This window comes from Acidovorax sp. sif0632 (assembly GCF_019218805.1).
Lineage (GTDB): Bacteria > Pseudomonadota > Gammaproteobacteria > Burkholderiales > Burkholderiaceae_C > Acidovorax > Acidovorax facilis.
The window spans coordinates 1,057,339-1,080,999 of the sequence record NZ_JAHUWW010000001.1; the positions used below are offsets into that span (position 1 = coordinate 1,057,339).

The following is a 23,661-nucleotide window of genomic DNA, read 5'->3' on the forward strand; positions in this document are numbered from 1 at the left end:
GAGGGTGCCTGTGGAGGGCTGTCACAGCGTGCGCAACGTGTTTTCTGCCAGCCCCAGATCTTCCACCAGCATGCCCAGCTCGTGCGACGAGCGGATGTCCAGTTTCAGGAAGATGGCAGAGCGGTGCGTGTCCACCGTGCGCGGGTCGATAGGCCGCTCCGGGTCGCGCTGGGCCAGCGCGCGGGCCACCTCCTTGCTGCTGATGCCGGTGGCCAGCAGGCGCGCCACCTCTTGCTGGCGCGGGCTCAGCGTGTTCCAGCGCTCCCGTAAGGTGTTGCGCCGCTGTGCGCGCTGTGCGTCTTCCAGCGACAGGTTCGCGGCCCGGAGCACGGCGGCCAGCAGGGTTTGCTCGCCGCAGGGTTTTTCGAGCCAGTCCACGGCCCCTTGCTTGACGGCGGTGACGGCGGAGGCCAGTTCGCCATGGGCGGACAGGAACACGGTCTTGAGCACGGCTTTGCGCTCGCGCAGGGCATCGAACACCTGCAGGCCGCTCATGCCGTCCATGCGCAGGTCCAGCAGCACGCAGCCCGGGTGGGCGAGGTCGGCGCGGGCCAGGAACTCAGGGCCGCTGGCAAACGTGCGGGGCGCATGGCCACCGGCCAGCAGCAGGGCGGCCAGGGAGTTGCGCACGCCCTCGTCGTCGTCCACGACGTAGACATTCGCGGGAACTGTGGTGTTGACGGTGACGGGAGTAGTCGGATGGCTGTCGGTCATGGTGGGGGCAAGAAAATGCGGGGCAACCGGATTTCAAACACGGCGCCGCCGCCGTCGCGGTTGCGCGCCAGCAGCTCGCCGCCCATGCTTTCGACAATGGAGCGGCAGATGTTCAGGCCCAGCCCGAGGCCGTCGGAACGGGTGGTGAAGAAGGGCTCGAACAGGCGTTCGGCGATCTCGGGTGGCAGGCCGGGCCCCCGGTCCAGCACTTCGAGGCAGGCAAACCGGGTATCGGCCGTGGTGCGCAGCAATAGTTCGTGCGCCTCGGGCGGCGTGGCATCTGCGCGCATCGCCTGCGTGGCCTGCAAGGCGTTGAGACCCAGGTTCAGCACCACCTGTTCGAGCAGCACGCGGTCGGCATTTACGCGCAGCGGGCCGTGGGCCAGGTCCAGCCGTACCGCCACCCCGTGCCGCCGCGCCTCGGCGCGCAGCAGCAGACCCAGGGACTGGTCCACGGCGGCATTGAGGTCGCAGGGCTCGCGGGCCTCGGGGTGCTGGCGCACCCAGCGGCGGATGCGGCCGACGATGTCGGCGGCGCGCAGGGCCTGGCTGGAGAGTGCGGTGAGGCTGTCGTTCAGCAGCTCGGTTTTGCCCTGTGCCGCCAGTGAGCGCGCTGCGGCCGCGTAGTTGACCAGGGCGGCCAGTGGCTGGTTCAGCTCGTGCGCCAGCGTGGAGGCCATCTCGCCCACGGTGATCACACGCTGCACGCGCTGCAGCTGGGCCTCGCGCTGCTGCTGCTGTTCTTCGGCGCGTTTTTGGGCGGTGATGTCCACCACCGAACTCATCCAGCCGATGTGCTGGCCGTTGCCGTCGATGAGGCGTGCGGTGTAGAACATTGTGTACACGTCGGAGCCATTGCGGTGCCGCAGCCGGTTTTCGTTGCCCTGGGGCGCGGCTTTGCCGGCCAGGGCGGTGTCGCTGTCGTTCCAGTGCCTGTCCAAGTCGTCCGGGTGCCAGTAGGGGTAGGGCGGCAGGCAGCCGATCAGCTCGTCTGCGCTGTAGCCCACCATGTCGCACATGGCGGCGTTCACGTAGACGATGCGGCCTTCGAGGTCGCGCGCGCGCATGCCCACCAGCAGCGAGTCTTCCATCGACTGGCGAAATGCCTGCGCCTGCTGCAGTGCATGGGTGCGCTCCTGGACGCGCTGCTCCAGTTCGATGCGGGCCTGCCGGTTCTCTTGCAGGCGCCGTTCGCGCAACTGCCAGTACAGGGCGCCGAGCACCAGCAGGCCCGACGCCAGGCTCGCCAGTGCCCAGGCCTGTTGGCGCGCCAGGGCGATGGCCTTGCTGTCGGCCGTGAGGGTCAGCGTCCAGCCCAGATCGGGCAGGCGCTCTTCAAGGGCCAGATAGCGCTTGCCGGTGCCGGGCACGAGGATCTCGGTGCCTGGCTGGCCGTCGCGCTGGAGCGTTTTCCAGGGCACGGGCTGGGGTGTCCAGCGTGCGCCATGCTGCTCGTCGAATTGCACCTGCTGCACGTCCTGTTCGGGCAGTGGGCGCGTGGTCTGGTACAGCCAGGGGAGGACAGAGCCGAGGAAGATAATGCCGCGCTCATCGGTCACGAAGACCGGGTCGCGCAGTTGCGCCCAGGTGTCCACGATGGGCTGCATCCACACCTTCACGGCCACGACGCCGATCACCCGGCCGTTTTCAACCACGGGTGCCGATGCAAAAAGCCCAGGCTCGCCGGTGGTCTTGCCCACGCCGTAAAACCGCCCCGGCTGCCCTTGCAGTGCATCGCGGAAATACGGGCGGTTGCCGTAGTTCTGGTTGACGAAACTGGTGGGGGTGTCCCAGTTGCTGGAGGCTACCGTGAGCCCGTCGGTGTTCATCACATACAGCGTGTCCGAGCCCGCATTGGCATTGATGGTCTGCAGGTAGGCGTTGGCAGCGCTGCGCAGCGGTTGTGCGCCGGGGTTGTGCAGCAACTCGGCAATCAGCGGCTGCTGCGCCGCCGTGAAGGGCAGATAGCTGTAGCGGGTGGCCACGCCGCGCAGGGCCATGGCCTGCACTTCACCCGAGCGGCGCAGGTTGTCCCACTGGTTGTCGAGTTCGCTCTGGGTCGCCCATTCTCCCGTGCCCAGCACCAGGAGCACCGCCAGCCCCACCACGGCCGCCATGGGGCCCGTGCCGCGCACTGCGGCGCGCCATCGCGAAATCCGCCCTGGTGGGAGCGCAGTGCCGGGAGGCGGCAGCGCCAGCGGCGCACGGGGTGCAGCGGGCTCAGCCGGGGTGGTTGGCATGTGCGCCCCGGTCAGCCGCCGTGCTTGTCCGCCTCGGAGGTGAAGGAGTCTGCATAGAACTCTTCTGCGGGCAGGCCGCGCTGTGCACTGTAGGCATCGCGGGCCGAGTCCACCACGATGGGCGCCCCGCAGGCATACACCTGGTGGCCCGAGAGGTCGGCAAAGTCGTTCATCACCGCCTGGTGCACAAAGCCGGTGCGGCCAGTCCAAGCGTCTTCGGGTATGGCATCGGACACTACGGGCACGTAGGTGAGGTGGGGCATTTCGGCCGCACGCGCCAGCACCCAGTCATGCAGGTACAGGTCGCCCGGCCGGCGGCCGCCCCAATACAGCGCGGTCGGGCGTGTGATGCCCTTGAACTGCATGTGCTCGATCAGCGCCTTGATGGGCGCAAAGCCCGTGCCCGAGGCCAGCAGCACGATGGGCTTGTCGGAGTCCTCGCGCAGGAAAAAACTGCCAAACGGGCCTTCCACCCGCAGGATTTCCTTTTCCTTCATCGCGCCGAACACATGGTCGGTGAACTTGCCGCCCGGCATGTGGCGGATGTGCAACTCCACGCCCGGCGCTTCAGCCTGCGTGTGGGGCGCGTTGGCCATCGAGTAGGCCCGGCGGGCGCCATCCCGCAGGATGAATTCGATGTACTGGCCTGCGTGGTAGCGGAAGGTATCGGCGGCGGGCAGCTGCAGGCGCACCTGCATCACGTCGTGGGATTTTTTTTCCAGGGTAGATACACGCACCGGCATCTTCTTGATCGGATACGCGCTTTCGTCAGTGACCTGGCGTGATTCGAGCACCACGTCGGTCAGCGGTTGCGCGCAGCAGGTCAGCACCAGGCCTGCAGCCTCTTCATCGGCCGTGAGTGCCTTGGACTGGTGTTCGCCGTGGTGCACGGCGCCGCTGATCTTCTTGCACTTGCATGAACCACAGGCGCCGTCCTTGCAGCCGTAGGGCAGGCCCACGCCGCTGCGGATGGCGGCGGACAGGATGGCCTCGCCCGCATTGGCACTGAAAGCGCGGCCGCTGGGCTGCACGGTGATCTGGAACGCTGCGGGGGTTGCAGCCTCTGCGCTGGTCATGTGTGGGTATCCTTGGAATCGTCTTCGATCAAACTATCGGCCCAGCAAAAGCCAAGCAAACGGACCCAATTTTGCCTTCAATACAAAGCCCCCTTGGCGCCCTCCCTGCGCGCTTTCGCCGTGAACGCCTCCTGATCGTGGGTTGCGGTGATGTAGGTCAACGCATCCTGCGCGATCTGCAATCAGGCCCCGGCGCCGCACGCATGCGGGTGATGGCGCTCACGTCCAGCCCCTCGCGGGTCGCGGGGCTGCGCGCCCTGGGAGCTAGGCCCATCGGGGGCAATTTGGACGATGCGCCTTCGCTGCGCAGGCTTGCCGGGCTGGCCACCCGGGTGTTGCACCTGGCGCCCCCTCCGGGCGAAGGGGCCGGAGGAAATGCCTGGTGGCTGGATCCCCGCACCGTGGCCTTGGCCCGCGCGCTGCGGCTGCGAAGCCTGCCGGTGTCCTTGGTGTATGCATCGACGAGTGGGGTGTACGGCGATTGCCAGGGGGCCCTGGTGCCTGAGACGCGGGCCGTGGCTCCCGGCACCCCGCGGGCGCAGCGCCGCGTGAACGCAGAAACTGCGGTACGCCACCTGGGCCGTGCCGGTGTGCGGGCCAGCGTGCTGCGCATTCCGGGTATCTACGCACCTGACCGTGAAGGCGGCACGCCCGAGGCCCGTCTGCGCCGAGGCACGCCGGTGCTGGTGGCCGAAGACGATGTGTTTACCAACCACATCCATGCCGATGATCTGGCCCGCGCCTGCATGGCTGCGGTGTGGAAAGGGCGGCCACAGCGCACTTACAACGTGAGCGACGCCACCCACCTGAAGATGGGCGACTACTTTGACCTGGCCGCCGACCTGTACGGCCTGCCGCGCCCCCCGCGTGTGCCCCGCACTGCAGCGCAGGAGCAGTTGTCGTTGATGCTGCTGAGCTTCATGAGCGAGTCACGCCGGCTCGACAACCAGCGCATGGTGCGGGAACTGGGGTTGCGGCTGCGCTACCCCAGCGTGGCCGAGGGGCTGAGCGGGCAGCCGCAGCGTTAGGGCCTGTTGCTACGCGCCCGTGGCATCAGCAGGGCGCCTGGCCGCCGTTTGAGCGGCAGACCCCACCGGGCCCGGGAAACCGTCCCGGACCTGTGCGGGGGTAGGTGTTGCCCAGGTTGTCGGTGCAGCGAAAGTCGCCACATTGGGTGAGGCGTGGTGGGGGTTGTGGGGTACCTGCCTGGGGAAACGGATCGGGGTAGAGAGGGCGGTGCCTGGAGGGAGGAACCACCACCACACGCGGCTGGTTGGCACGTGCCTTTTCGACCTCGGCATAGCCCTGGGGGCCCAGGCAGTCCAGGTCCACCTGCCGCTGGGCCGCTTCGAGCCGCAGTTCCTGCTCATAGGTCGAGCGCGACAGGCCTGCAGCCACCATGTCGAAATTGCGCCGCGAACGTGCACATTCCGGGGAGCGGGCGTAGTCCTGCGGTTGTGGGGCTGCGGCAGCGGCCTGCGCAGCGCGTGCCCGGTCGCGCTCGGCGTTGCGGCGGGCCTCGGTCTCTGCGGCGGTGGCCTCGGCCTGCAGCCGCTGCTGCTTGCGCTCCAGCGCCTCAGCGGCCAGTTCGCGTTCCTGTTGGAGTTCTTCCGGCGTTTTGCGCGCTTCCACTTCGCGGGCGGCAGAGTCGCCAGCGCAGGCGCCGTCGGTGTAGGTTACCTTGCCGGTGCGTGCGTCGGTGCACCGCACCACCTGGGCTTCTGCACCCATGCTCCAAACAAACGCCCCTATGCAAAGCAATGGCGCAATGTGGTCTATTCTCAAGTTCATGATGGCCCGCGTTGACCGGAACGGCGAGTGGCAGCAGTGCCGCTGGGTTGAGCTCGGAGCCTGCACGGCAAAAGACACCGAAGCGATAGTTTTGCACAAAACGGGAGTGTGTTGCGCATTGCAGCCGATGCTCCCCTCACGCGCAGGTTTTTAGGGTTCTCACGGCTTGTCGGCATTTTCGGACGGCGGGGGCGAACGCCAATCGCGCTGATGGGGCGTGTAGGTGCCAGATGGTGGGCGACGTGTGTAAGCCTCGCGATTGCGGCGGTCGCGCTCAGCCTGCTCGCGCAGGACCTGGTCACGGTCGCGCTGGCGGCGGTCGAGCTCGCGGGCCTGCTGTTCGCGGCGATCACGCTCGCGTTCCCGGGCCTGCCGGTCGCGCTCGGCACGTTCCCGTTCGCGTTCACGTTCTCGCCAGTCGTTACGGTTGCGGTCTCGCTCCCAGCGGTCGTCCCGGTCACGTCCACCGTAGTAGATAACGGCTGGGGGCGCCGAATACGCGGGGTACACCGGCGGGGCGTTGTTGTAGATGTAACCCGGCTGCTCATAAACACGGTACGGAGTGGGTTCGTAGTACGGGTCACCCTGCACCGTGGCGCAGCCGGTCACCGCGGCGCCCAGGACCGTGGCAGAAATAAGGCGGGCAAGTGTGTTTGTCATGGTGGTCAGACCCTGGCAGGGAGTGGCCGTTCCACCCTGCTCGTAAAGCCCCCGAAAAGCACCCCGGCGGAGTGTTACAAATTTCGGAGGCTGGCGCGTTGAAGCCGCTTTCAATGTAGCGCGTGGCCCCCCGTTTCGGTTGACCTGCCTGCCGATGTGCCAGGTAGGACGGCGCCTATTGTCCCAACCGTCGGGACCGGGCGCTGCCGCGGAGAAACTTCAAAAACAATAGCTGCAAACCATTGCCCGACTAGCGGAAGCGGCCAATTTCTTACCCAATATCTGACCGTGGGGGCGGCTCGCCTGCTCCGCGGCAGGCCGCCCTGCTTTTAAGGCTTGGGCAGCACCCGGCGGATGGTTTCGGCCAGGTCTTCCGCCACAAACTTGGCGACGTACCCATCGGCTCCGACGCTGCGCACGTGGTCTTCGTTGGCCGAGCCCGACAGCGAGGAGTGAATGACCACGGGCAGCCCATGAAAACGCGCGTCCTGCTTGATGTTGCGTGTCAGGGTAAACCCGTCCATTTCCGGCATTTCCAGGTCGGTCAGTACCATGGCGACGCGGTCCAAGACCGTTTTTCCCTCGGCTTCGGCGCTTTTCGCAATGGCGTTGAGACGGTCCCAGGCTTCCTTGCCGGACTTCACCATTTCATACGGGGCGTTGAGCACTTTGAGCTCTTGCTCGATGAGCGAGCGGGCCACGAACGAGTCGTCGGCCGCCAGGATGATGCAGCCGGGCTTGAGCTTGAGCTTGGCCCCAACCTTTTCTTCGGTGACCTCGTGGCCGTCCGAGGGCGAGATCATCTGAAGGATGGCCTCCACGTCCAGCACCTGAGCCAGGCGGGATTCATCCGTGTTGCCGTCCAGGCGGGCAATGCTGGTGACCAGCTTGCCAGCGGCGCCGCTCGTTTCGGCCGAGAGCACCTGTTTCCAGTCCAGTCGCACGATGTCTTCCACCGACTCGACCGCAAACGCCTGTGTGGTGCGCGCGTATTCGGTCACCAGCATGATGTTCAGGCCCGTCTGGGGTTTGCAGCCCACAATGGACGGCAGGTCCAGCACCGGAATCACCTGCCCGCGCAGGTTGACCACGCCCAGCGAATGGGCCGTGGTGCCCGCGATCGGGGTGATGCTGGGCATGGCCACGATCTCGCGGATCTTGAACACGTTGATGCCAAACAGCTCTGACTTGCCCAGGGCACTGTCGGTGCCCAGGCGAAACAGCAGCAGTTCGAACTTGTTGGTGCTGGTGAGGTTGGTCCGCTCGTCGATGTCCTGCTGCACTGCTTTCATGATGGGTCCTTCGCGCAGAAAAGAAGAAGATACGCGCGTTTACAAATTCTAGGATCAGAACGGGGTGCGCAGTGCGCTAAATGTTCAGGCAATACCCGAATAGTGCGCTGCCGCATCCTTGCGTGGCAGCGCTGTCACACGTTGGAGCCGCGTTGCGGGCTCAAGCCGGGGCTGGCAGGGCCACCGGCCCAAAGTGCACCACCGTGGGGAAAGGGTCGTAGAAGTGGTGCAGGAGCTGTTTCCAGTCCTGGTACCGGGCCGACTGGCGAAAGCCGATCTCATGGTCTTCCAGGGTGACCCAGCGCACCAGCAGCACGTAGTCCTGCGGGCGCTCCAGACAATGGCCCAGTTCGTGTGACAGGTAACCGGGCATCGAGGCAATGATCTGCTGCGCTTGGGCAAAGGCGTGCTCGAAGGCCGCGTTCTGGCCGGGGCGGATGGTGAGGTGGGCGATTTCGAGAACCATGGTGGGCTTGGGCGTGCTGTGCGCTAGGGAAGTGCCTGTTTCTACCGCAAGACTGCCGGGTTACCGTATGCAGCCTGTTGTTCTGTGCCCACCCACACCGGGAGGCGGGAGGCTCAGGCAACGCTGCTCTGGGGAATCACAGAGGCCTTCAAACTGTCGGCCAGGCGGCCTAGCAGTGCGAGCATGGGTGCATCCGAGGCATCGCAGGCCAGACCCAGGTGGCGCGAGAACGCCAGGGGGCCATCGAGGGGGCGCGTGACCGAGCGGCGAGCATGCGCCGCGTGGGACTGTGGCACCACCGCCACGCCCAGGCCGCTGTCCACCATGTGCAGCAACAGCTCTTCGCGTGCGGCGCTGGCCTGAACCTCCAGGGCGATGCCGCGCTCGGCCAGCAGGCGGATGAACGACTGGTGCAGCGGGCAGTACGGCCATTCAAGAAGCGGCACCCCTTGCAGGTCCGCCAGACCGAATTTCTTCTTGAAGCGCAGGGGATGCTGCTCGGGCAACAGCATCACATAGGGCTCGCGCCACAACGACACAAACGTGTCGCCGGGCGGTTTGCAGTGCTCCGCCACCAGGCGCAGCCGGGCCTCCTGCGCTGTGGCCGTGAGTCGGACCAGCGTGTTGGGCAGGAGGTCGGCAATCTGCGCAAACAGCGGCGCGGCTGGGCCCACCATCAGGTCGTCCTGCAGGAACACGCCCAGCGTTTCGCGGGGCGCATCGCGAAAGTCGCGCACCATGGCGCTGGATTGCGCCAGCAGGCTGCAGGCGCGCGGGTACAGGCGGTGGGCGGCGGGGGTGGGCGCCAGACCCTGGCGGCTTCGCTCGAACAGCACGGTGTCCAGCGCGTCCTCCAGCCCCTTGATGGCCATGCTGATGGACGGCTGCGCCACAAAGCAGCGGCGCGCCGCCGTGGTCACGGATCGTTCTTCGTAGGCCGCTACGAAGTAGCCGAGGGCGCGCAGGTCAAACAGCATGGGGTTTCAGGGGCCGGGGCCACAGTCAGGTAGGGGTGATCGTGGTGACGGTTTCGCGAAAGTAGTCGAGCTGGCCGTTTTGCGAGTGGCTCAGGATCCAGGTCAGCGACTCCACTTCGCGCTGTTGTACTCCATAAAAGAAGCGTTGGCTTAGCTGGGTCATCACCCAGTCGTCGCCCAGCGGCTGGCTGTGGGTGTGAACGATTTGCGTGCCTTGCGGAAAGATCTCCGTGCCCAGGCGCTGCAGCACCGTCAGCAGATCGGCCTGGTTGCGGGCGACCTGCCAGCTGGTGTCTGCATCATCGCGGTAGTGGTCGATGCGGAAATCCAGGTCATCGGCAACGCTACCGAGCAGCGTGGGGACATCGCCTTTTTCAAAGGCGGCCAGTACGCGGTCGATGGGGAAGTTTGTGGTGAGGTTGGTCGTCATGCGCGCTCTCCAGTCGGGGGGTTAAAGGGCCAGAAGCAGGCCCTTGGGGGGCGACTGTAGGCAGCCGGCGCTGCCTGCACAACGATGGAATTTGTGGGTTTGAACGATAAAAAAATGATGGATAAAAAGTGGCGGCGATATCCCTGCGAAGGAAAGCGCCGATGGCAGTCACCCACGGACTGTTCCCCTCTCATTCCGTGACGCCGGGCAGCTGGCTCAGATAGCGGTGCAGCGCGGCAATGGTCTGGCGCACCTTGGCGGGCTGGGCGTCGCGCTGGGGCGTCATGGCCCAGATGTCCAGGGTGCCAAACGACCAGTCGGGCAGCAGCCGTACCAGCCGCCCGGCCTGCAGCGCATCGTGCGAATCCATGCTGCCCACCAGCGCCAGGCCCAGCCCGGCCTCGCACATCTGCTGGATCGACAGCTGGTTGTTGCTGGCAATGCGCGGCTCCACCCGCAGGGCCCGGGGATCGCCCGTGGGGCTGCGCAGGTCGATCAGCAGGCCGCCGTTTTCGCGCGCAAAGCCCAGCCAGCTGTGCGAGAGCAGTGCGTCCGGGTGCTGTGGCACGCCGTGGGCAGCCACCCAGCCGGGCGCCGCGCACAGGTACCACTGCATGCCTCCCAGGCGCCGTGCTGCCCAGGTAGAGTCCTGCAGGCGCCCGTAGCGCACGGCGAGATCGATGCGGGCATTGATGAGGTCGATGGGCGAATCGTCTACCAGCAGGCGCAGGTGCAGCGCCGGGTGGGCGGCCAGCAACTCGCCCAGCGCTGGGGCAATGTGGCGTGCAAACCCGACGGTAGCCGACAGCCGCAGCTCGCCACTCGGGGCATCGCGCGAAGCGGCCAGCTCGGCCCGCGCCTGGTCGGCTGCGGCACACATGGCGGCGCAACGCGCGTGGTAGCGCTGGCCTGCTTCAGTGAGTGCAAGCTTGCGCGTAGAGCGGTGAAGCAGCGTCACACCGCCATCGCTTTCCAGCTTGCGCACCTGCTGGCTCACGGCGGAAGTGCTCATGCCCAGGGCGCGGGCGGCGCCGCTCATCGAGCCGTGCTGCACCACGGCGGCAAACACCGCCATGCGTTTGAGGTCTTCCATATCAGGTCCTCTCGTCAATCCCCACTGGGCTGTTGTCCGCCCCCAGACCTTGGAACTGGCGCGACCAAGTCCAGTGCCCCCGCGCAAGGGCCGCCAAGCTGCTTGTGCGGCGCTTCGCTTGAGTGCGCTGGGGGCGTCCCCATCCCGCATGGCGCAGCCATGCCAGAGAGGTGGAGGGCGCAGAGCGACTCAGGGTGTGATTCATCCATTGTGAAGTTGAGCTTCAAAGAGAAGGCCAATTTAGCCATCTACCGCCAGCTTTGACAATCTCCTATTCTGACTACATCGCAACTTCGACCCAAGGACATCGATATGAACATCGCCCTGATTGGCGCCACCGGCTTTGTTGGCGCTGCCGTGCTGAATGAACTGCTGCAACGCGGCCACCGCGTGACGGTACTGGCCCGCAACCCCGCCAAGCTCGCCGCGCGCGAAGGCCTCGCGGTAGTGGCGGCCGACGCGCAAGACGCCGCCCAGGTCGCCAAGGCCGCTGCCGGCCACGATGCTGTGGTCAGCGCCTATAACCCCGGCTGGGAGAACCCCAACATCCACGACGAGTTCCTGAAAGGTACCCGCGCCATCATCGACGGCACCAAAGCGGCTGGTGTGCGCCGCTTTCTGATGGTGGGTGGCGCTGGCAGCCTGTTTGTGGCGCCCGGCGTGCAGCTGGTGGATACGCCCCAGTTCCCCGCCGAATGGAAGCAGGGCGCCCTGGCCGCGCGCGAGGCGCTGAACTGGATTCGCACCGAAAACACGCTGGACTGGACCTTCCTCTCGCCGCCCATCCTGCTGCAGCCTGGCGAACGCACGGGCCAATACCGCCTGGGCGACGAAGCGCCGCTGATGAATGGCGAGCAACCCGGCAGCATCAGCGTGGCCGACCTGTCTGTTGCCATCGTGGACGAGCTGGAGACGCCGCGCCACGTGCAAAAGCGGTTTACGGTGGCGAACTGAGCGCCCATGCTTGCCGGGGTGCAAAGGCCGAAAAGGCCAGAATACTTCTGTTTTGATAGCTGCTAGCGCTTTATGGATAAGCGCTAGCGACCAATTTGGCTATAAATATTCACGGTTTAGCCGATAAACCACCGCATCGGCACCAGCACGATGGACGGGAACAGCACCATCAGGAACATCATGGCGAACTGCGCTGCCATAAAGGGGATCACTCCGCGCGTGACCTCGTCCATGCGCATCTTGCCCACGCCCGCCACCACGTTCAGCACCGTGCCCACGGGTGGGGTGATCAGCCCGATGGCGTTGTTCATGATGAACAGCACGCCGAAGTAGACAGGGTCGATGCCTGCGGCTTTGACCACCGGCATCAGCATGGGCGCCAGGATCAGGATGGTGGGCGTCATGTCCATGGCGGTGCCCACGGCCATCACCAGCAGCATGATGGCCATCATCAGCAGGATGGGGTTGTCCATGAAGGGCTTCAGCAGCGAGACCAGCTGTCTGGGGATGTCCGCCACGGTGATGAGCCACGCGCTCACCATGGCAGCGGCCACTAGGAACATGATCACGGCCGTCGTTTTGGCAGCGCTCACGAACACGGCGGTCAGCTGGCGCCAGTGCAGCTCGCGGTACACCACCGTGGCCACGAAGAGCGCATAGACGGCGGCCACGGCGGCGGCTTCGGTAGGGGTGAACACGCCCATCTTCAGACCCACGATCACGATCACCGGGAGGAACAGTGCCCAGGTCGATTCCCTGAGCGCCTGCAGCTTTTCGGCGGTGGATGCCTTGGGCGGTGGCGTGACGTTTTCGCGCTGGGAGACCCAGTACCAGGTGATGGCAATCGCCACTCCCATCAGCAGCCCCGGCACGATGCCGGCCAGGAACAGCTTGCTGATCGACACGTTGGCCGCCACGCCAAACACCACGAAGCCGATGGACGGCGGAATGACCGGCGCGATGATGCCCGCCGAAGCGATGAGCCCGCCCGCTCGTGCCTTGTCGTGCCCGGCCTTCACCATCATGGGCAGCAGCAGGGCCGCCAGTGCCGCCGTGTCGGCCACGGCGGAGCCCGACAGCGCCGCCAGCATGCAGGCCGCCAGGATGGCAACGAACCCCAGCCCGCCCCGCTTGTGCCCCACCAGCGTAAGCGCGAGCTTGACGATGCGCTGCGACAGACCACCCACGTTCATGATCTCGCCCGCCAGCATGAAGAACGGCACGGCCAGCAGCGGAAAACTGTCCGCGCCGTTGATCACGTTCTGCGCGAGGATCTGCGCGTCGAACAGGTCCAGGTGCCACATCAGTGCCGCGCCGGACACCAGCAGCGCGTAGGCAATCGGCACGCCGATGGCCATGGCGGCCAGCAGGGAGCCGAGGAAGATAAAAACGGTCATGGGAGAGCGCTCCAGGTCATTGCAGTGTGGGGCTCACTGGCGTGAGGCCGTGTGCGCGGGGGCTGTGTGCGGCAACTGGCTGCCCACGGCGGCCAGTTCTTCGGATTCGGCGATGTGCAGCAGCTCGCTGTCGGGCATCTGCCCCGACACGATGCGCCACAGATCCAGCGCCAGCAGCAGGCCCGCCGCCACGGCAAACACCACGCCCGACGCATAGAAGATGGCCATGGATGCACCGGTGACCGGCGCATCCACATCCCAGTTGATGCGCGCCTGTGCCAGCGCGCCGCTGAAGAGCAGCCAGGTGCACCAGATCATCAGCGCGTAGCTCAGGGTCAAGCAGATGCGCTGGCCCAGCGGCGGCAGGCGCGCCAGCAGAAAGTCCGTGCCCAGGTGGCCCCGCTCGCGCACCGCCACGATGGCGCCCAGGAAGGTGATCCACACGAACAGCCAGCGCGAGACCTCCTCGCTGATGGCGATGCCGGAGTTGAACGCGTAGCGCAGCACCACATTGCCGAACACCATCACTACCATCACGGCCAGCGCCAGGGCGATGAGCAGGTTGATCCACCGGCAGCAGCGGTCGATAAGGGCATTCAGCATTGTGGTCTCCTGATTTTTTCTTTTCGACTCAGAGTGCAGCACCCTGCAGCAGCCCGCGCTGCGCCAGGTTTGCTATGAAGGCGCGCAGGCCATAGCGCCACGGCGCAGCAGCCTCGCTGTGCGTCACCCGGTTGTGCAGCCCGCCCAGCCAGGCGCTCTGGATGGACACCTGGTCGCCCAGCTTGTGGGTAAAGCCACCGCCCGGCTGGTCGCGGTCTTCAATAGGCGCGAACAGCGTGCCCAGAAACAACATGAAGCCGTCCGGGTACTGGTGCGCGGCCAGGGTCTGCGCCACCAGGTCGCTGGGGTCGCGGCTGATGCTGGCCATGGTGTTGATGCCACGCAACTCATAGCCATCCACCCCTGCAACGCTCAGGTGCACGGTTTCGCTGCGCACCTTGTCCATCCCGAAGCTCGCGTCGAACAGGCGGATGAACGGGCCTAACGCGCACGAGGCGTTGTTGTCCTTGGCCTTGCCCAGCAGAAGGGCGCTGCGGCCCTCGATGTCCCGCAGGTTCACGTCGTTGCCCAGCGTGGCGCCCACGATCTGGCCCCGGCTATTCACCGCCAGCACCACCTCGGGCTCGGGGTTGTTCCAGGCCGAGTCAGAGCGGATGCCGATGTCGTCCCCGCAGCCGACGGACGCCAGCACCGGCGCCTTGGTGAACACCTCGGCATCGGGGCCAATACCCACCTCCAGATACTGCGACCACAGGCCTTTCTCTTGCAACAACGTTTTGAGTTCCATGGCCTCGGGCGAACCAGGGCGGATGTCGGCAAGGTTCTCGCCGATCAGCTCGATGACCTGGCTTCGCAAGGCTTGCGCACGGCTGGCGTCGCCCCGGGCCTGTTCTTCGATCACGCGCTCGATCAGGCTGGCGGCAAACGTGACGCCCGCCGCCTTGACCACCTGCAGGTCGCACGGCGCCAGCAGCCAAGGGCGGCTCTTGTCGCGCGTTCCGGGCAGGCTGTTGGCCAGCAGGTCATCCACGCTGCACAGGTACTGGCCGGTGGCTGCACGCACCGCCTCGGCGGGCGCCAGGGCGTCGAGCAGCGTGCTCATGGTGGGGTAGTGCGCGCTGAGGTCGAACACGCCTTCGGGCCGCAGGGCCACCACAGCTGGGCCCGCGACGGCGCCCTGTGGTGCCCACACCCGGCCCACCAGCGTGCCCTGCAGGCCATCGTCGGGAAGCACTTGCAATGCGGTCTGGGGCGCACGGGCCCGTTCGGCAACTGCCGCCGCCGTCATGTTGTTCATGGAGAGTCCTTCGAAAAAATCCGGGGGTGGCGCCGGTGGCCCGCCCGCTCGTTGTCAGTGGTTGTGGCGTGGTGTCTTTTCGGAAATGCGCTGGAATGCCAGCGCGAAGTCGAGCGTCGCGCCATCGGCCAGCTGCCCCGTCTTCTCGCGGTACAGCGCTTCCCAGGGGGACTGGCTCGCGGGCACGGGTGGGTCGGGCAGTTCACTCTTTCGGCGGGCGATTTCCTCGGGCGCGACCAGCGCATCGCAGCGCCCGGTGTTGAGGTCGGTGCGGATGGTGTCGCCGCTTTGCAGCCAGGACAGGCCCCCGCCCACGGCGCTCTCGGGCGATGCGTTGAGGATGGAAGGGCTGTCTGCCGTGCCCGACTGGCGCCCGTCGCCCAGCGTGGGCAACGTGTTGATGCCGCGCCGGATCAGCGCATCGGGCGGCTGCATGTTGACCACCTCGGCCGAGCCCGGCCAGCCGATGGGCCCGGCGCCGCGCATGACCAGGATGCAGCCCTCGTCGATGTCGAGCGCTGGGTCGTTGATGCGTGCGTGGTAGTCGTCCGCGCCTTCAAAAACCACGGCACGGGCTTCGAAGATGCCCTCGCGGCCCGGCTTGCTCAGGTAGCGCTCGCGAAACGCGGGCGATATCACCGAGGTTTTCATGATGCCGAAGTCAAACAGGTTGCCGCCGAGCACCAGGAACCCAGCTTTTTCCATCAGCGGCGCGTTGAAGGGGCGAATCACTTCACGGTCGCGCGCTTCGTGGCCCTGCAGGTTGTCGCCGATGGTTTTGCCCGTCACGCTGGCGCAGTCGTTGTGCAGGCGGCCCGCTTGCTGCAGCTCCCACATCAGCGCAGGCACACCGCCCGCGCGAAAGAACCGTTCGCCCAGGAACTGGCCTGCAGGCTGCATGTTCAGCAGCAGGGGCAGGTCGTAGGCGTGGTCCGTCCAGTCCTGGGCCTCCAGTACCACGCCTGCATGGCGCGCCATGGCCATCACGTGCACCTGCGCATTGCTGGAGCCCCCGGCCACACTGATGACCGACAGCGCGTTCAAGAAGCTCTCGCGCGTCAGGATGCGCGAGGGGCGCAGGTCTTCATAGGCCATATCAACAATGCGCCGCCCGGTTTCGTACGCCATCTGACCGCGTTCTCGGTACGGTGCAGGAATGGCCGCGCAGCCGGGCAGCGACAGGCCCAGGGCTTCTGCCACTGCGTTCATGGTGGAGGCCGTGCCCATGGTGTTGCAGTGGCCCGCCGACGGTGCGCTGCTGCAGGCGCGCTGCAGAAACTCTTCTTCATCAATCTCGCCCGCCGCGAGCTGGCGGCGGCTGCGCCAGATGACGGTGCCCGAGCCCACCAGCTGCCCTTCGTGCCAGCCATCGAGCATCGGTCCGCCCGAGAGCACGATGGCCGGAATGTCCACCGTGGACGCGGCCATGACGCCAGCAGGCGTGGTCTTGTCGCAGCCCGTGGTCAGCACCACCGCGTCGATGGGGTAGCCGTACAGGATCTCCACCAGCCCCAGGTAGGCCAGGTTGCGGTCCAGTGCGGCCGTGGGCCGGCGGCAGTTTTCAAAGATGGGGTGAACAGGGAACTCCATCGGAATGCCGCCCGCATCGCGGATGCCGTCGCGCACGCGGCGCGCCAGGTCCAGGTGGATGCGGTTGCAGGGCGACAGGTCGCTGCCCGTCTGCGCGATGCCGATGATGGGCCGGCCCGAGCGCAGTTCCTCGGGCGTGAGCCCGTAGTTCATGAAGCGTTCGAGGTACATCGCGGTCATGTCCGAGCGCTCGGGGGCGGCAAACCAGTCGCGGGAGCGGAAGGGGCGGCGGGGTGTTTTGGTCATGGGGTCGGGGCGTCGCAAAAGGAGGGGCGGGGCGCAGCTGCAACCAGCTGCGCCCCGGGAGGCGAATCGCTTACTTCCCGCCCCGCGCCTTCGCCAGCTCGCCCATCATTTCGCTGGTGGTTTCCTCACCAAACTCCTTGCCGTACTTGGCCAGCACGGGCTGCAGCTTGGTGCGCAGCTTGGCCTGCTCGGCGGCGGGCAGCTCGGTGATCTGCATGCCGGCCTTCTTCAGCTCGCCCAGGGCGGTTTCGCTGAAGGCACGGATGGTCTTGCGTTCGAACAGCGTGGCCTCGCGCGCGGCCTCCTGCACGATCTTCTTCTCGTCGGCCGAAAGGCCGTCCCAGGTCTTCTTGGAGATGAGCAGCACCCACGCGCTGTACATGTGGCGCGACAGCACCAGATGCTTTTGCACCTCATAGAACTTGCTGGCCAGGATGGTGGCAGGCGGGTTCTCCTGGCCGTCGACGGCCTTTTGTTCCATGGCGGTGTACAGCTCGGTGAACGGCATGGGCGTGGCGTTGGTGCCCAGCGCGTTGAAGGTGTCGAGGAACAGGGGGCTCTGGATCACGCGCAGCTTCAGGCCTGCCAGATCGTCGGCCGTGTTGATAGGTCGGCGCGAGTTGGTCACATGGCGGAAGCCGTTTTCCCAGAAGCCCAAGCCGATCAGGCCCTTGTCGGGCAGCATGGCCAGCAGCTTCTGGCCGAAGGGGCCGTCGAGCAAGGCGTCGGCTTCGGCCTCGGTGTTGAAGGTGAGCGGCAGGTTCAGCACGCCAAAGGGCTTGATCAGCGACATCAGCGTGGATGAATCCGGAATCGTCATCTCCAGCGTGCCGCCGCGCAGGGCCGAGGTCATGCTCACGTCGTTGCCCAGCGCACCGCTGGCAAACAGCTTGGCGTTCATCTTGCCGCCGCTCTTGGCCTGCAGGCGCTCGGCAAAGTGGCGCACGGCCTGGGCCTGCGGGTGGTCGTCGCTCAGGCCAATGCCGACCTTGAAGGTGTGTTCCTTGACTTGGGCCGCGACGGGGGCGGCAAAGGCGGCCAGCAGCGTGGCAGCAAGCGCCAAGGATTTAGCGAGGGTCTTGAATTGCATGGTGTCTTGTCTCCGTTGGAATGGCGGGACCCCGTTGGCGAGGCCTTTGGCGCCTGCGGCTTTTTTGGGGCCAGCCGTTATCGACGCAGAGCGAAGGTTAGGTTTCACGCCCCGGCGGGTCCACTGAATGTTTTGCGACAATCCATTCCAAACGCTTATGAGTCCAGACGAATTTCCGGGTAAACCCTTGTCTTTGGCGCAGGCCTGCGCGCGGCTGCGCTTTCGGCATTTGCAGTTTCTCGACATCCTGGGCCGCACGCGCAACCTGCGGCTCACGGCCGAGCAGATGCACGTCACGCAGCCTGCGGCCACCAAGATCCTGATGGACATCGAGGAGATCCTGGAGGCGCGCCTGTTCGACCGCCTCTCGCGCGGTATGCGGCCCAATGAGTTGGGGCTTTTTACGCTGCGCTACGCCAGCGCGGCGCTCGATGGGCAGCGCAAGTTTGTGGACGAGTTGAATGCGCTCAAGCAGGGCGGCCACGGCCATGTGACGGTGGGCGCCATCACCGGGTCAGCCGCGCATGTGCTGGTGGCCTCGGTGGTGGAGATCCAGCGCCTGCGGCCCCTGCTGGTCATCAAGATCCTGGAGCAGAGCAGCGACCAGCTCATCGCCTGGCTGGCCGAGCGCAAGATCGACCTGATGATCGGCCGGTTCACCACCGAGGACCAGCGCAGCCAGTTCCACTATGAGCACCTGTCCGCCGAGCCGCTGCATGTGGTGGGCGGGCAGCACCACCCGCTGCGCGGCGCCACCGACTTGTCGCTGATCGAGCTGGCCCACTGGCCGTGGATTCTGTACCCCGCCTCCACGGCCGTGCGCAAGGTGTCGGACGACCTGTTCGGTAGCGCGGGCCTGGCGCTCACGGCGGGGGTGGTGGAGACGCCGTCCTTCCTGTTTGCGCTGGAGCTGATGAACACCACGCACATGATGTCGCTTCAGCCCGCCGCGCTGATCCAGAAATACGTGGACCGGGGGCTGCTTTCGCGCATCCCCGTCGAGCTGCCCGACCGCATGCCCAGCTATGGCCTCATCACCCGGCTGGGCGAGTCGCCCACGCCCTCGGCACAGGCCTTTATCGACGTGCTGCGTGATACGGCGGGCGTGGTGCCGGACGCTTTGGGCGAGTAGCGAGGTCCGCGCTATGCATGGCGTTTTTCGATAACCAATGGTTATTGGAAATTGAGGCCGCCAAGCCCTGCCGTTATGCTCTGCGCCCTTTCCCGCCATCCAGACCTTTTTCTCCATGACCGACGCACCCGACACGCCCGACACCATCCAGGAACCCCGCTGCTGGAGCGATGGGCGCTGGACGGCGCAGGTCATCAAGAACGAAGACGACGATGGCTGGGCCGTGTCCATGACACTGAAGGGGGAGTCCGAACCCGCGCTGGTGGGCCCCTGGACCATGGGCCGCGACAAGAAGAACCCCAAGCCGCTCGATGTGTCGGCCTTCCACACCCTGGTCAAGACCGCGAGCGAGGTGGTGCGCCGCCATGAGCAGCAACTGCACGCGCAGTTGAACAAGAGCGTTCACATCACGACCGCCGACGGCCAGCGCCTGCGCGTGGCGCTGGCCATCGTGCCCGACGAGGAAGGCGCCACGGCCACGCTGAGCGCCGAAGATGCACTGGGCCAGGAAATCGCCCGCGTGCCTGCGCCGCCCACCTTCCGCCTGACGGCCGCCAGCGCCACCGCCTGGGCGGACGGGGGCTTTGCGCGGCCCCGTTGACCTCGGCGCCCAGCGCTTTTGCACGCCCCCGACAAGGTACCGAAGAGTTTCTTGCAGCCCTGCGCGCTGCCAGGTGCTGCGCGCAGGGCGGCGTTTGGGTAGATTGGAGGGCATGGCCCAGTGGCCCGTCGGAGTCCTGCCGTGCGTTCCTCATTTCAACCCTTGCTGCCATTGCCTTCCCCGTCCGAGGGCTTGTTCCCGCCACCACCGCGAGCCGGCTGTGCTGGAGCCGCCCTGCTGGCCTGCTGCGCGCTGTTGCCCCTGCTGGCCCTGGCGCAGCAGGGGGCTGGCGCGCCGCAGCCCTCCGTCCGGGCCCAGGAGCTTGCGGTCTCCGCTACCCCCGAGCCGCGCCGCATCTTCATCGACGGCGCGCGCGCGGCCAGCGACGTCGGGCTGGCCTCGGTGGGTGTGCAATGGCCCTGGGCCTGGCGCCGTGATTTTTTGGGCGGCGAACTTACGGGGCACTGGGATACCCACATCGCGCACTGGCGCGTGCCGCCCGGCACCGCCGTGCCGGGCGGGCGCCGCCACTGGACGCAGCTGGCGGTGGTGCCGACACTGCGTTGGCGATTCGACGGCGGGCAGTCCGCCTGGTTCATGGAAGGCGGCATCGGCCTGTCGGCGCTGGACGGGCACTACGCCACCCGGCACAAGGCCTTCAGCACCCGTTTCAACTTTGCCGACCACCAGGGCGTGGGCTTCAACTTTGGCGCCCGCCGCCAGCACGAACTGATGCTGATCGTGCGCCACATTTCCAACGGCGGCATCCGCAAGCCCAACCCGGGCGAAGACTTTGTGCAGGTACGCTACAGCCGGTCTTTTGAATGATCCGGCTTCCATCAACTTGAACCGTTCGCTGAGCGCCGTTCAAGCGCCGCGCCTGGCTTGGGCAGGCTCAGCCAGAACGGGTGAACGGGATCGGCGAAGGGGGCCAATCGCCTTGGCGACGGCGCGAACGCCACCAAGCTCCTAGAATCCTCCTGCCGGCCCTGGATCCACTCCAGGGCCGGCAGCGTTCTCAGGGCGGGGTGGAATTCCCCACCGGCGGTATTTGAGGGCTGAAAAGCCAACAAGAGCCCGCGAGCGCCTGTGGTGCCGTTCTTTGGAACAGGCCCGCAGGGTCAGCAGATCTGGTGCGAAACCAGAGCCGACGGTCACAGTCCGGATGAAAGAGATCGCGAAACTTGGGATGTCCTGCATAACCCTCGCGAGTCGGTGGTAGTGCGGATCGGGATGGGCCGCAAGGCGACTTTTTGCAGCCAATAGCGCGGCTATTGGTAAGAAAAGCAACGCAGCGGACCGCCCGAGACCGCGCTATCACGGACCGCAGGGAGTTATGCAGGACATCCCTAGAGCACCCGCTATGGGTGGCTGGGCCTTTGGCGTTTGCCTGCGTGTTTATTGCCCGCTCGCAAGCGCCGTGAGGCCTGCGCCGCCCTGTGCAGGCGCCGTGTTCGCGCGCGCCCTGATTCTGGTATGACCTGTTTTGAGGAACCCATGAATCAGTCTTCTTCACCTTCCGTTTCCCCCCTGGCCCCCGTCGCCGCCCACCGTGGCGCCCGCGTGGCCATCATCAGTGCCAGCTGGCACCAGGACATCGTGCACCAGGCGCGTGACGCGGCCCTGGCCGAGTTCGACCGCCACGGCCTGCCCCCCGCGCAGGTGGCGCTGTTCGATGTGCCCGGTGCGTTTGAGATTCCGCTGCTGGCCCGCAAGCTCGCACGCAGCGGGCGCTACGACGCCATCGTGGCCTGTGCGCTGGTGGTCAACGGCGGCATCTACCGCCACGAGTTCGTCACCACCGCTGTCATCGACGGCCTGATGCGCGTGCAGCTCGACACCGAGGTGCCCGTGATGTCGGCCGTGCTCACGCCGCGCGACTTTCACGACCACGAAGACCATGTGCGCTTCTTCCGCGAACATTTCGTGAAGAAGGGCACCGAGGTGGCCCAGGCCTGCCTGCAGACCATGGCCTACCTGCGCAAGCTCGCCTCGCCCACGTTGGCCTCCGTGCAGCAGGCTTCGCCGGTGCTGGCAGAAGTCTGAGTCGGTGGTTTTTAGATTGCTATCTTTTAGATAGCTTTTAGCGCTTGATGGTAAAGCGCTAGGGATGTCCTGCATAACCCTCGAGAGTCGGTGGTAGTGCGGATCGGGATGGGGCGCAAGGCGTCTTTTGGCAGCCAATAGCCGGGCTATTGGCAAGAAAAGCAACGCAGCGAACCGCCCGAGGCCGCGCTATCACAGACCGCAGGGAGTTATGCAGGTCATCCCTAGAGGCCAATTTGGCCTGAAATTTCTGCGCCGCGTCAGCCAGCGGCCAGACGGGGCTGGTGTTGCCCGGGCACTGGCAAGTGGGCGCGCGTGGGGGCGCTGGCTTCGGTGTCCGCCAGTCGGAACACCGCCACCGCCTGCACCAGCTGCTGCGCCTGCACCTTCAGGCTGTCGGCAGCTGCCGCGCTCTGTTCGACCAGCGCCGCGTTCTGCTGCGTGGCCTGGTCCATTTCGGTGATGGCGTCCCCCACCTGGGCCACGCCTGCACTTTGCTCACTGCTCGCGGCGCTGATCTCGCCCACGATGTCCGTCACACGGCGGATGGCGCTGACCACCTCGCTCATCGTGGCGCCCGCCTTGTCTACCAGCGTGGTGCCCAGCTCTACGCGCTCCACGCTGGCGTGGATCAGGGTCTTGATCTCCTTGGCGGCGTCTGCGCTGCGCTGGGCCAGGTTGCGCACCTCGCTGGCAACCACCGCAAAGCCCCGGCCCTGCTCGCCCGCGCGGGCTGCTTCCACGGCGGCGTTCAGCGCGAGGATGTTGGTCTGGAAGGCGATGCCGTCGATCACGCTGATGATGTCGGCAATCTTCTTGCTGCTGTCGTTGATGCCCTTCATGGTGGTCACCACCTCGGCCACCACATCACCGCCCTGCACGGCCACGGTGCTGGCGCTCACGGCCAGCTGGTTGGCGGTGCGCGCGTTTTCGGCATTGGCCTGCACGGTGGAGCTCAACTCCTCCATCGACGCCGAGGTTTCTTCCAGCGCGCTGGCCTGCTGCTCGGTGCGGGCGCTCAGGTCGTTGTTGCCCTGTGCGATTTCGGTACTGGCGGCGGCCACGCTGTCGGCGTTGTTGCGCACATTGCTCACCACGTGCGACAGGCTGATCTGCATGTCGTGCAGGGCATTCAGCAGCAGGGCGATTTCGTCCTTGCCCTGCACTTGCCGTGCCACGGTGAGGTCGCCGCTGGCCACGGCCTGCGACACGCGCACCGCGTTGTCCAGCGGGTTCACTACGGTGCGGCTGAAGGCAATGGCGCCCGCAATGCCCAGGGCGCACACCACCAGCATCACCACCAGGCTGATGGTGGTGGCGCGCTGCGCTGCTTTGGCGGCGCGCTCGGCCACTTCGCTGCTGGCCTTGGCGATCAGGCCACCGGCCTGGTCCAGCAGCTGCGAGGGCTCGCGGTCCATGCCCGCCACGGCCTTGTCGCCCGCCTGCGGGTCGTGGTCGGCGGCCTTGAAGGCCTCAAACCCCTTGCGATAGGCCGCGCCCATGCGCTCGTGGGCCTGGGCAAATTGCTGCACGCGTTCACGGCCTTCGCCGGGGGGCAGGGCGACCACGAGCTTTTGCGCCTCGTCCTTGATGGCCTTTTCCTGCTTTTCAAATGCGGCCCAGTAGCGCGTGAGCTGGGCCGGGTCCTTGCCGCGCAATAGCACGTTCTTCCACTCCTGCACCTGCACCTTGAAGTTGTTGAGCATGTCCGCCGCCATGCGCTCGTGCTCAAAACTCTGGGCCACGGTGGTCTGGTAGGTGTCGAGCGCCTGGTTCAGGCGGCTGATGCCAAACAGCGCCGCCGCAAACAGCAAAAGCAGCGACACGGTAAAGGCCAGGGGGAGCTTGAGGCTGAGCTTCATGGGGAACTCCTGTGGGGTCCACGATTCGCCGCTGGGGCGGGGCAAAGTGCATGCGGCCCAGCCGGACTTCTCCGTACGTTGCGGCGGTTGTCCCACTGCGCCTCTCGTCTCGGTCAACCGGCGCGTGCTGTGCGCCGCGCCGG

22 protein-coding genes and 1 riboswitch are annotated in these 23,661 nt (G+C 66.2%); of the genes, 6 read left to right on the forward strand and 16 right to left on the reverse strand.

What is annotated here, in order from left to right:
- Window positions 1-21: 21 nt before the first annotated feature.
- Genes KW832_RS04745 through KW832_RS04755 form a run of 3 tightly spaced genes read right to left on the reverse strand, consistent with a single transcriptional unit; the run spans window position 22 to window position 4,030 of the window.
- Window positions 22-714: a response regulator transcription factor gene (locus KW832_RS04745; RefSeq protein ID WP_218298514.1), complete on the reverse strand. Its 693-nt coding sequence runs from the start codon at window positions 712-714 to the stop codon at window positions 22-24.
- On the reverse strand, window positions 711-2,954 hold the full coding sequence (locus tag KW832_RS04750) for a PAS domain S-box protein (protein WP_255577490.1): 2,244 nt from the start codon (window positions 2,952-2,954) through the stop codon (window positions 711-713). Before KW832_RS04750 ends, KW832_RS04745 begins: the two co-directional genes overlap by 4 nt.
- Window positions 2,955-2,965: 11 nt before the next feature.
- Complete coding sequence (locus tag KW832_RS04755; RefSeq protein WP_218298513.1) at window positions 2,966-4,030, reverse strand: CDP-6-deoxy-delta-3,4-glucoseen reductase; 1,065 nt, start codon at window positions 4,028-4,030, stop codon at window positions 2,966-2,968.
- A 71-nt stretch (window positions 4,031-4,101) separates the two neighbouring features.
- Between KW832_RS04755 and KW832_RS04760 the strand changes: the two genes are divergently transcribed.
- Window positions 4,102-5,058, forward strand: coding sequence for an NAD-dependent epimerase/dehydratase family protein (locus KW832_RS04760; RefSeq protein ID WP_218298512.1), 957 nt, complete (start codon window positions 4,102-4,104; stop codon window positions 5,056-5,058).
- Between the two features lie 25 nt (window positions 5,059-5,083).
- On the opposite strand, the gene KW832_RS04765 is transcribed toward KW832_RS04760, so the two are convergent.
- The 7 genes from KW832_RS04765 to KW832_RS04795 form a co-directional block, all read right to left on the reverse strand.
- Window positions 5,084-5,761: a DUF4124 domain-containing protein gene (locus tag KW832_RS04765; protein ID WP_218298511.1), complete on the reverse strand. Its 678-nt coding sequence runs from the start codon at window positions 5,759-5,761 to the stop codon at window positions 5,084-5,086.
- A 219-nt stretch (window positions 5,762-5,980) separates the two neighbouring features.
- Window positions 5,981-6,481: a hypothetical protein gene (locus tag KW832_RS04770; protein WP_255577491.1), complete on the reverse strand. Its 501-nt coding sequence runs from the start codon at window positions 6,479-6,481 to the stop codon at window positions 5,981-5,983.
- A gap of 329 nt (window positions 6,482-6,810) precedes the next feature.
- Window positions 6,811-7,773, reverse strand: coding sequence for a chemotaxis protein (locus KW832_RS04775; RefSeq protein ID WP_121419286.1), 963 nt, complete (start codon window positions 7,771-7,773; stop codon window positions 6,811-6,813).
- 160 nt (window positions 7,774-7,933) lie between these two features.
- Window positions 7,934-8,239: an antibiotic biosynthesis monooxygenase gene (locus KW832_RS04780; protein ID WP_218298510.1), complete on the reverse strand. Its 306-nt coding sequence runs from the start codon at window positions 8,237-8,239 to the stop codon at window positions 7,934-7,936.
- A gap of 113 nt (window positions 8,240-8,352) precedes the next feature.
- Complete coding sequence (locus KW832_RS04785; protein WP_121507216.1) at window positions 8,353-9,216, reverse strand: LysR family transcriptional regulator; 864 nt, start codon at window positions 9,214-9,216, stop codon at window positions 8,353-8,355.
- A gap of 25 nt (window positions 9,217-9,241) precedes the next feature.
- Window positions 9,242-9,646: a hypothetical protein gene (locus KW832_RS04790; protein ID WP_055395103.1), complete on the reverse strand. Its 405-nt coding sequence runs from the start codon at window positions 9,644-9,646 to the stop codon at window positions 9,242-9,244.
- A 190-nt stretch (window positions 9,647-9,836) separates the two neighbouring features.
- Entirely contained in the window at window positions 9,837-10,739 is a 903-nt protein-coding gene (locus KW832_RS04795) for a LysR family transcriptional regulator (RefSeq protein WP_218298509.1), read from the reverse strand.
- Between the two features lie 312 nt (window positions 10,740-11,051).
- On the opposite strand from KW832_RS04795, the gene KW832_RS04800 reads away from it, so the two are divergent.
- Complete coding sequence (locus tag KW832_RS04800; RefSeq protein WP_218298508.1) at window positions 11,052-11,693, forward strand: NAD(P)-dependent oxidoreductase; 642 nt, start codon at window positions 11,052-11,054, stop codon at window positions 11,691-11,693.
- Window positions 11,694-11,809: 116 nt separating this feature from the next.
- Here the strand turns inward: KW832_RS04800 and KW832_RS04805 are convergent, their stop codons facing one another.
- The 5 genes from KW832_RS04805 to KW832_RS04825 form a co-directional block, all read right to left on the reverse strand.
- Window positions 11,810-13,090: a TRAP transporter large permease subunit gene (locus KW832_RS04805; protein ID WP_218298507.1), complete on the reverse strand. Its 1,281-nt coding sequence runs from the start codon at window positions 13,088-13,090 to the stop codon at window positions 11,810-11,812.
- Window positions 13,091-13,123: 33 nt separating this feature from the next.
- Window positions 13,124-13,693 (reverse strand): TRAP transporter small permease, encoded by a 570-nt coding sequence (locus KW832_RS04810; RefSeq protein WP_218298506.1) that lies wholly within the window; start codon window positions 13,691-13,693, stop codon window positions 13,124-13,126.
- A 28-nt stretch (window positions 13,694-13,721) separates the two neighbouring features.
- Window positions 13,722-14,951 carry a fumarylacetoacetate hydrolase family protein gene (locus tag KW832_RS04815; RefSeq protein ID WP_218298505.1) on the reverse strand — a complete coding sequence of 410 codons (1,230 nt, stop codon included), beginning with the start codon at window positions 14,949-14,951 and terminating at the stop codon, window positions 13,722-13,724.
- Between the two features lie 54 nt (window positions 14,952-15,005).
- A complete protein-coding gene (locus KW832_RS04820) occupies window positions 15,006-16,787 on the reverse strand; it encodes an IlvD/Edd family dehydratase (RefSeq protein WP_218298504.1) in 1,782 nt (593 codons plus the stop codon).
- A gap of 70 nt (window positions 16,788-16,857) precedes the next feature.
- Window positions 16,858-17,877 (reverse strand): TRAP transporter substrate-binding protein, encoded by a 1,020-nt coding sequence (locus KW832_RS04825; RefSeq protein ID WP_218298503.1) that lies wholly within the window; start codon window positions 17,875-17,877, stop codon window positions 16,858-16,860.
- 157 nt (window positions 17,878-18,034) lie between these two features.
- On the opposite strand from KW832_RS04825, the gene KW832_RS04830 reads away from it, so the two are divergent.
- The 4 genes from KW832_RS04830 (at window position 18,035) to KW832_RS04845 (ending at window position 21,656) form a co-directional block, all read left to right on the forward strand.
- A complete protein-coding gene (locus KW832_RS04830; RefSeq protein ID WP_218298502.1) occupies window positions 18,035-19,009 on the forward strand; it encodes a LysR family transcriptional regulator in 975 nt (324 codons plus the stop codon).
- 115 nt (window positions 19,010-19,124) lie between these two features.
- The gene (locus KW832_RS04835; protein WP_218298501.1) at window positions 19,125-19,610 is read left to right on the forward strand and encodes a hypothetical protein; all 486 of its coding nucleotides are present in this window, start codon (window positions 19,125-19,127) and stop codon (window positions 19,608-19,610) included.
- A 141-nt stretch (window positions 19,611-19,751) separates the two neighbouring features.
- Entirely contained in the window at window positions 19,752-20,438 is a 687-nt protein-coding gene (locus KW832_RS04840; protein WP_218298500.1) for an acyloxyacyl hydrolase, read from the forward strand.
- Window positions 20,439-20,620: 182 nt separating this feature from the next.
- A riboswitch (FMN riboswitch) is annotated at window positions 20,621-20,791 on the forward strand.
- Window positions 20,792-21,107: 316 nt separating this feature from the next.
- A complete protein-coding gene (locus tag KW832_RS04845) occupies window positions 21,108-21,656 on the forward strand; it encodes a 6,7-dimethyl-8-ribityllumazine synthase (RefSeq protein ID WP_121419297.1) in 549 nt (182 codons plus the stop codon).
- A gap of 260 nt (window positions 21,657-21,916) precedes the next feature.
- On the opposite strand, the gene KW832_RS04850 is transcribed toward KW832_RS04845, so the two are convergent.
- Window positions 21,917-23,518 (reverse strand): methyl-accepting chemotaxis protein, encoded by a 1,602-nt coding sequence (locus tag KW832_RS04850; RefSeq protein ID WP_218298499.1) that lies wholly within the window; start codon window positions 23,516-23,518, stop codon window positions 21,917-21,919.
- Between the last annotated feature and the right edge of the window lie 143 nt (window positions 23,519-23,661).

Coding starts and splice junctions, on each gene's coding strand:
- KW832_RS04745 (WP_218298514.1), bottom strand. CDS start 714: ATGACCGACAGCCATCCGACTACTCCCGTCACCGTCAACACCACAGTT.
- KW832_RS04750 (WP_255577490.1), bottom strand. CDS start 2,954: ATGCCAACCACCCCGGCTGAGCCCGCTGCACCCCGTGCGCCGCTGGCG.
- KW832_RS04755 (WP_218298513.1), bottom strand. CDS start 4,030: ATGACCAGCGCAGAGGCTGCAACCCCCGCAGCGTTCCAGATCACCGTG.
- KW832_RS04765 (WP_218298511.1), bottom strand. CDS start 5,761: ATGGGTGCAGAAGCCCAGGTGGTGCGGTGCACCGACGCACGCACCGGC.
- KW832_RS04770 (WP_255577491.1), bottom strand. CDS start 6,481: ATGACAAACACACTTGCCCGCCTTATTTCTGCCACGGTCCTGGGCGCC.
- KW832_RS04775 (WP_121419286.1), bottom strand. CDS start 7,773: ATGAAAGCAGTGCAGCAGGACATCGACGAGCGGACCAACCTCACCAGC.
- KW832_RS04780 (WP_218298510.1), bottom strand. CDS start 8,239: ATGGTTCTCGAAATCGCCCACCTCACCATCCGCCCCGGCCAGAACGCG.
- KW832_RS04785 (WP_121507216.1), bottom strand. CDS start 9,216: ATGCTGTTTGACCTGCGCGCCCTCGGCTACTTCGTAGCGGCCTACGAA.
- KW832_RS04790 (WP_055395103.1), bottom strand. CDS start 9,646: ATGACGACCAACCTCACCACAAACTTCCCCATCGACCGCGTACTGGCC.
- KW832_RS04795 (WP_218298509.1), bottom strand. CDS start 10,739: ATGGAAGACCTCAAACGCATGGCGGTGTTTGCCGCCGTGGTGCAGCAC.
- KW832_RS04800 (WP_218298508.1), top strand. CDS start 11,052: ATGAACATCGCCCTGATTGGCGCCACCGGCTTTGTTGGCGCTGCCGTG.
- KW832_RS04805 (WP_218298507.1), bottom strand. CDS start 13,090: ATGACCGTTTTTATCTTCCTCGGCTCCCTGCTGGCCGCCATGGCCATC.
- KW832_RS04810 (WP_218298506.1), bottom strand. CDS start 13,693: ATGCTGAATGCCCTTATCGACCGCTGCTGCCGGTGGATCAACCTGCTC.
- KW832_RS04815 (WP_218298505.1), bottom strand. CDS start 14,951: ATGAACAACATGACGGCGGCGGCAGTTGCCGAACGGGCCCGTGCGCCC.
- KW832_RS04820 (WP_218298504.1), bottom strand. CDS start 16,787: ATGACCAAAACACCCCGCCGCCCCTTCCGCTCCCGCGACTGGTTTGCC.
- KW832_RS04825 (WP_218298503.1), bottom strand. CDS start 17,877: ATGCAATTCAAGACCCTCGCTAAATCCTTGGCGCTTGCTGCCACGCTG.
- KW832_RS04830 (WP_218298502.1), top strand. CDS start 18,035: ATGAGTCCAGACGAATTTCCGGGTAAACCCTTGTCTTTGGCGCAGGCC.
- KW832_RS04835 (WP_218298501.1), top strand. CDS start 19,125: ATGACCGACGCACCCGACACGCCCGACACCATCCAGGAACCCCGCTGC.
- KW832_RS04845 (WP_121419297.1), top strand. CDS start 21,108: ATGAATCAGTCTTCTTCACCTTCCGTTTCCCCCCTGGCCCCCGTCGCC.
- KW832_RS04850 (WP_218298499.1), bottom strand. CDS start 23,518: ATGAAGCTCAGCCTCAAGCTCCCCCTGGCCTTTACCGTGTCGCTGCTT.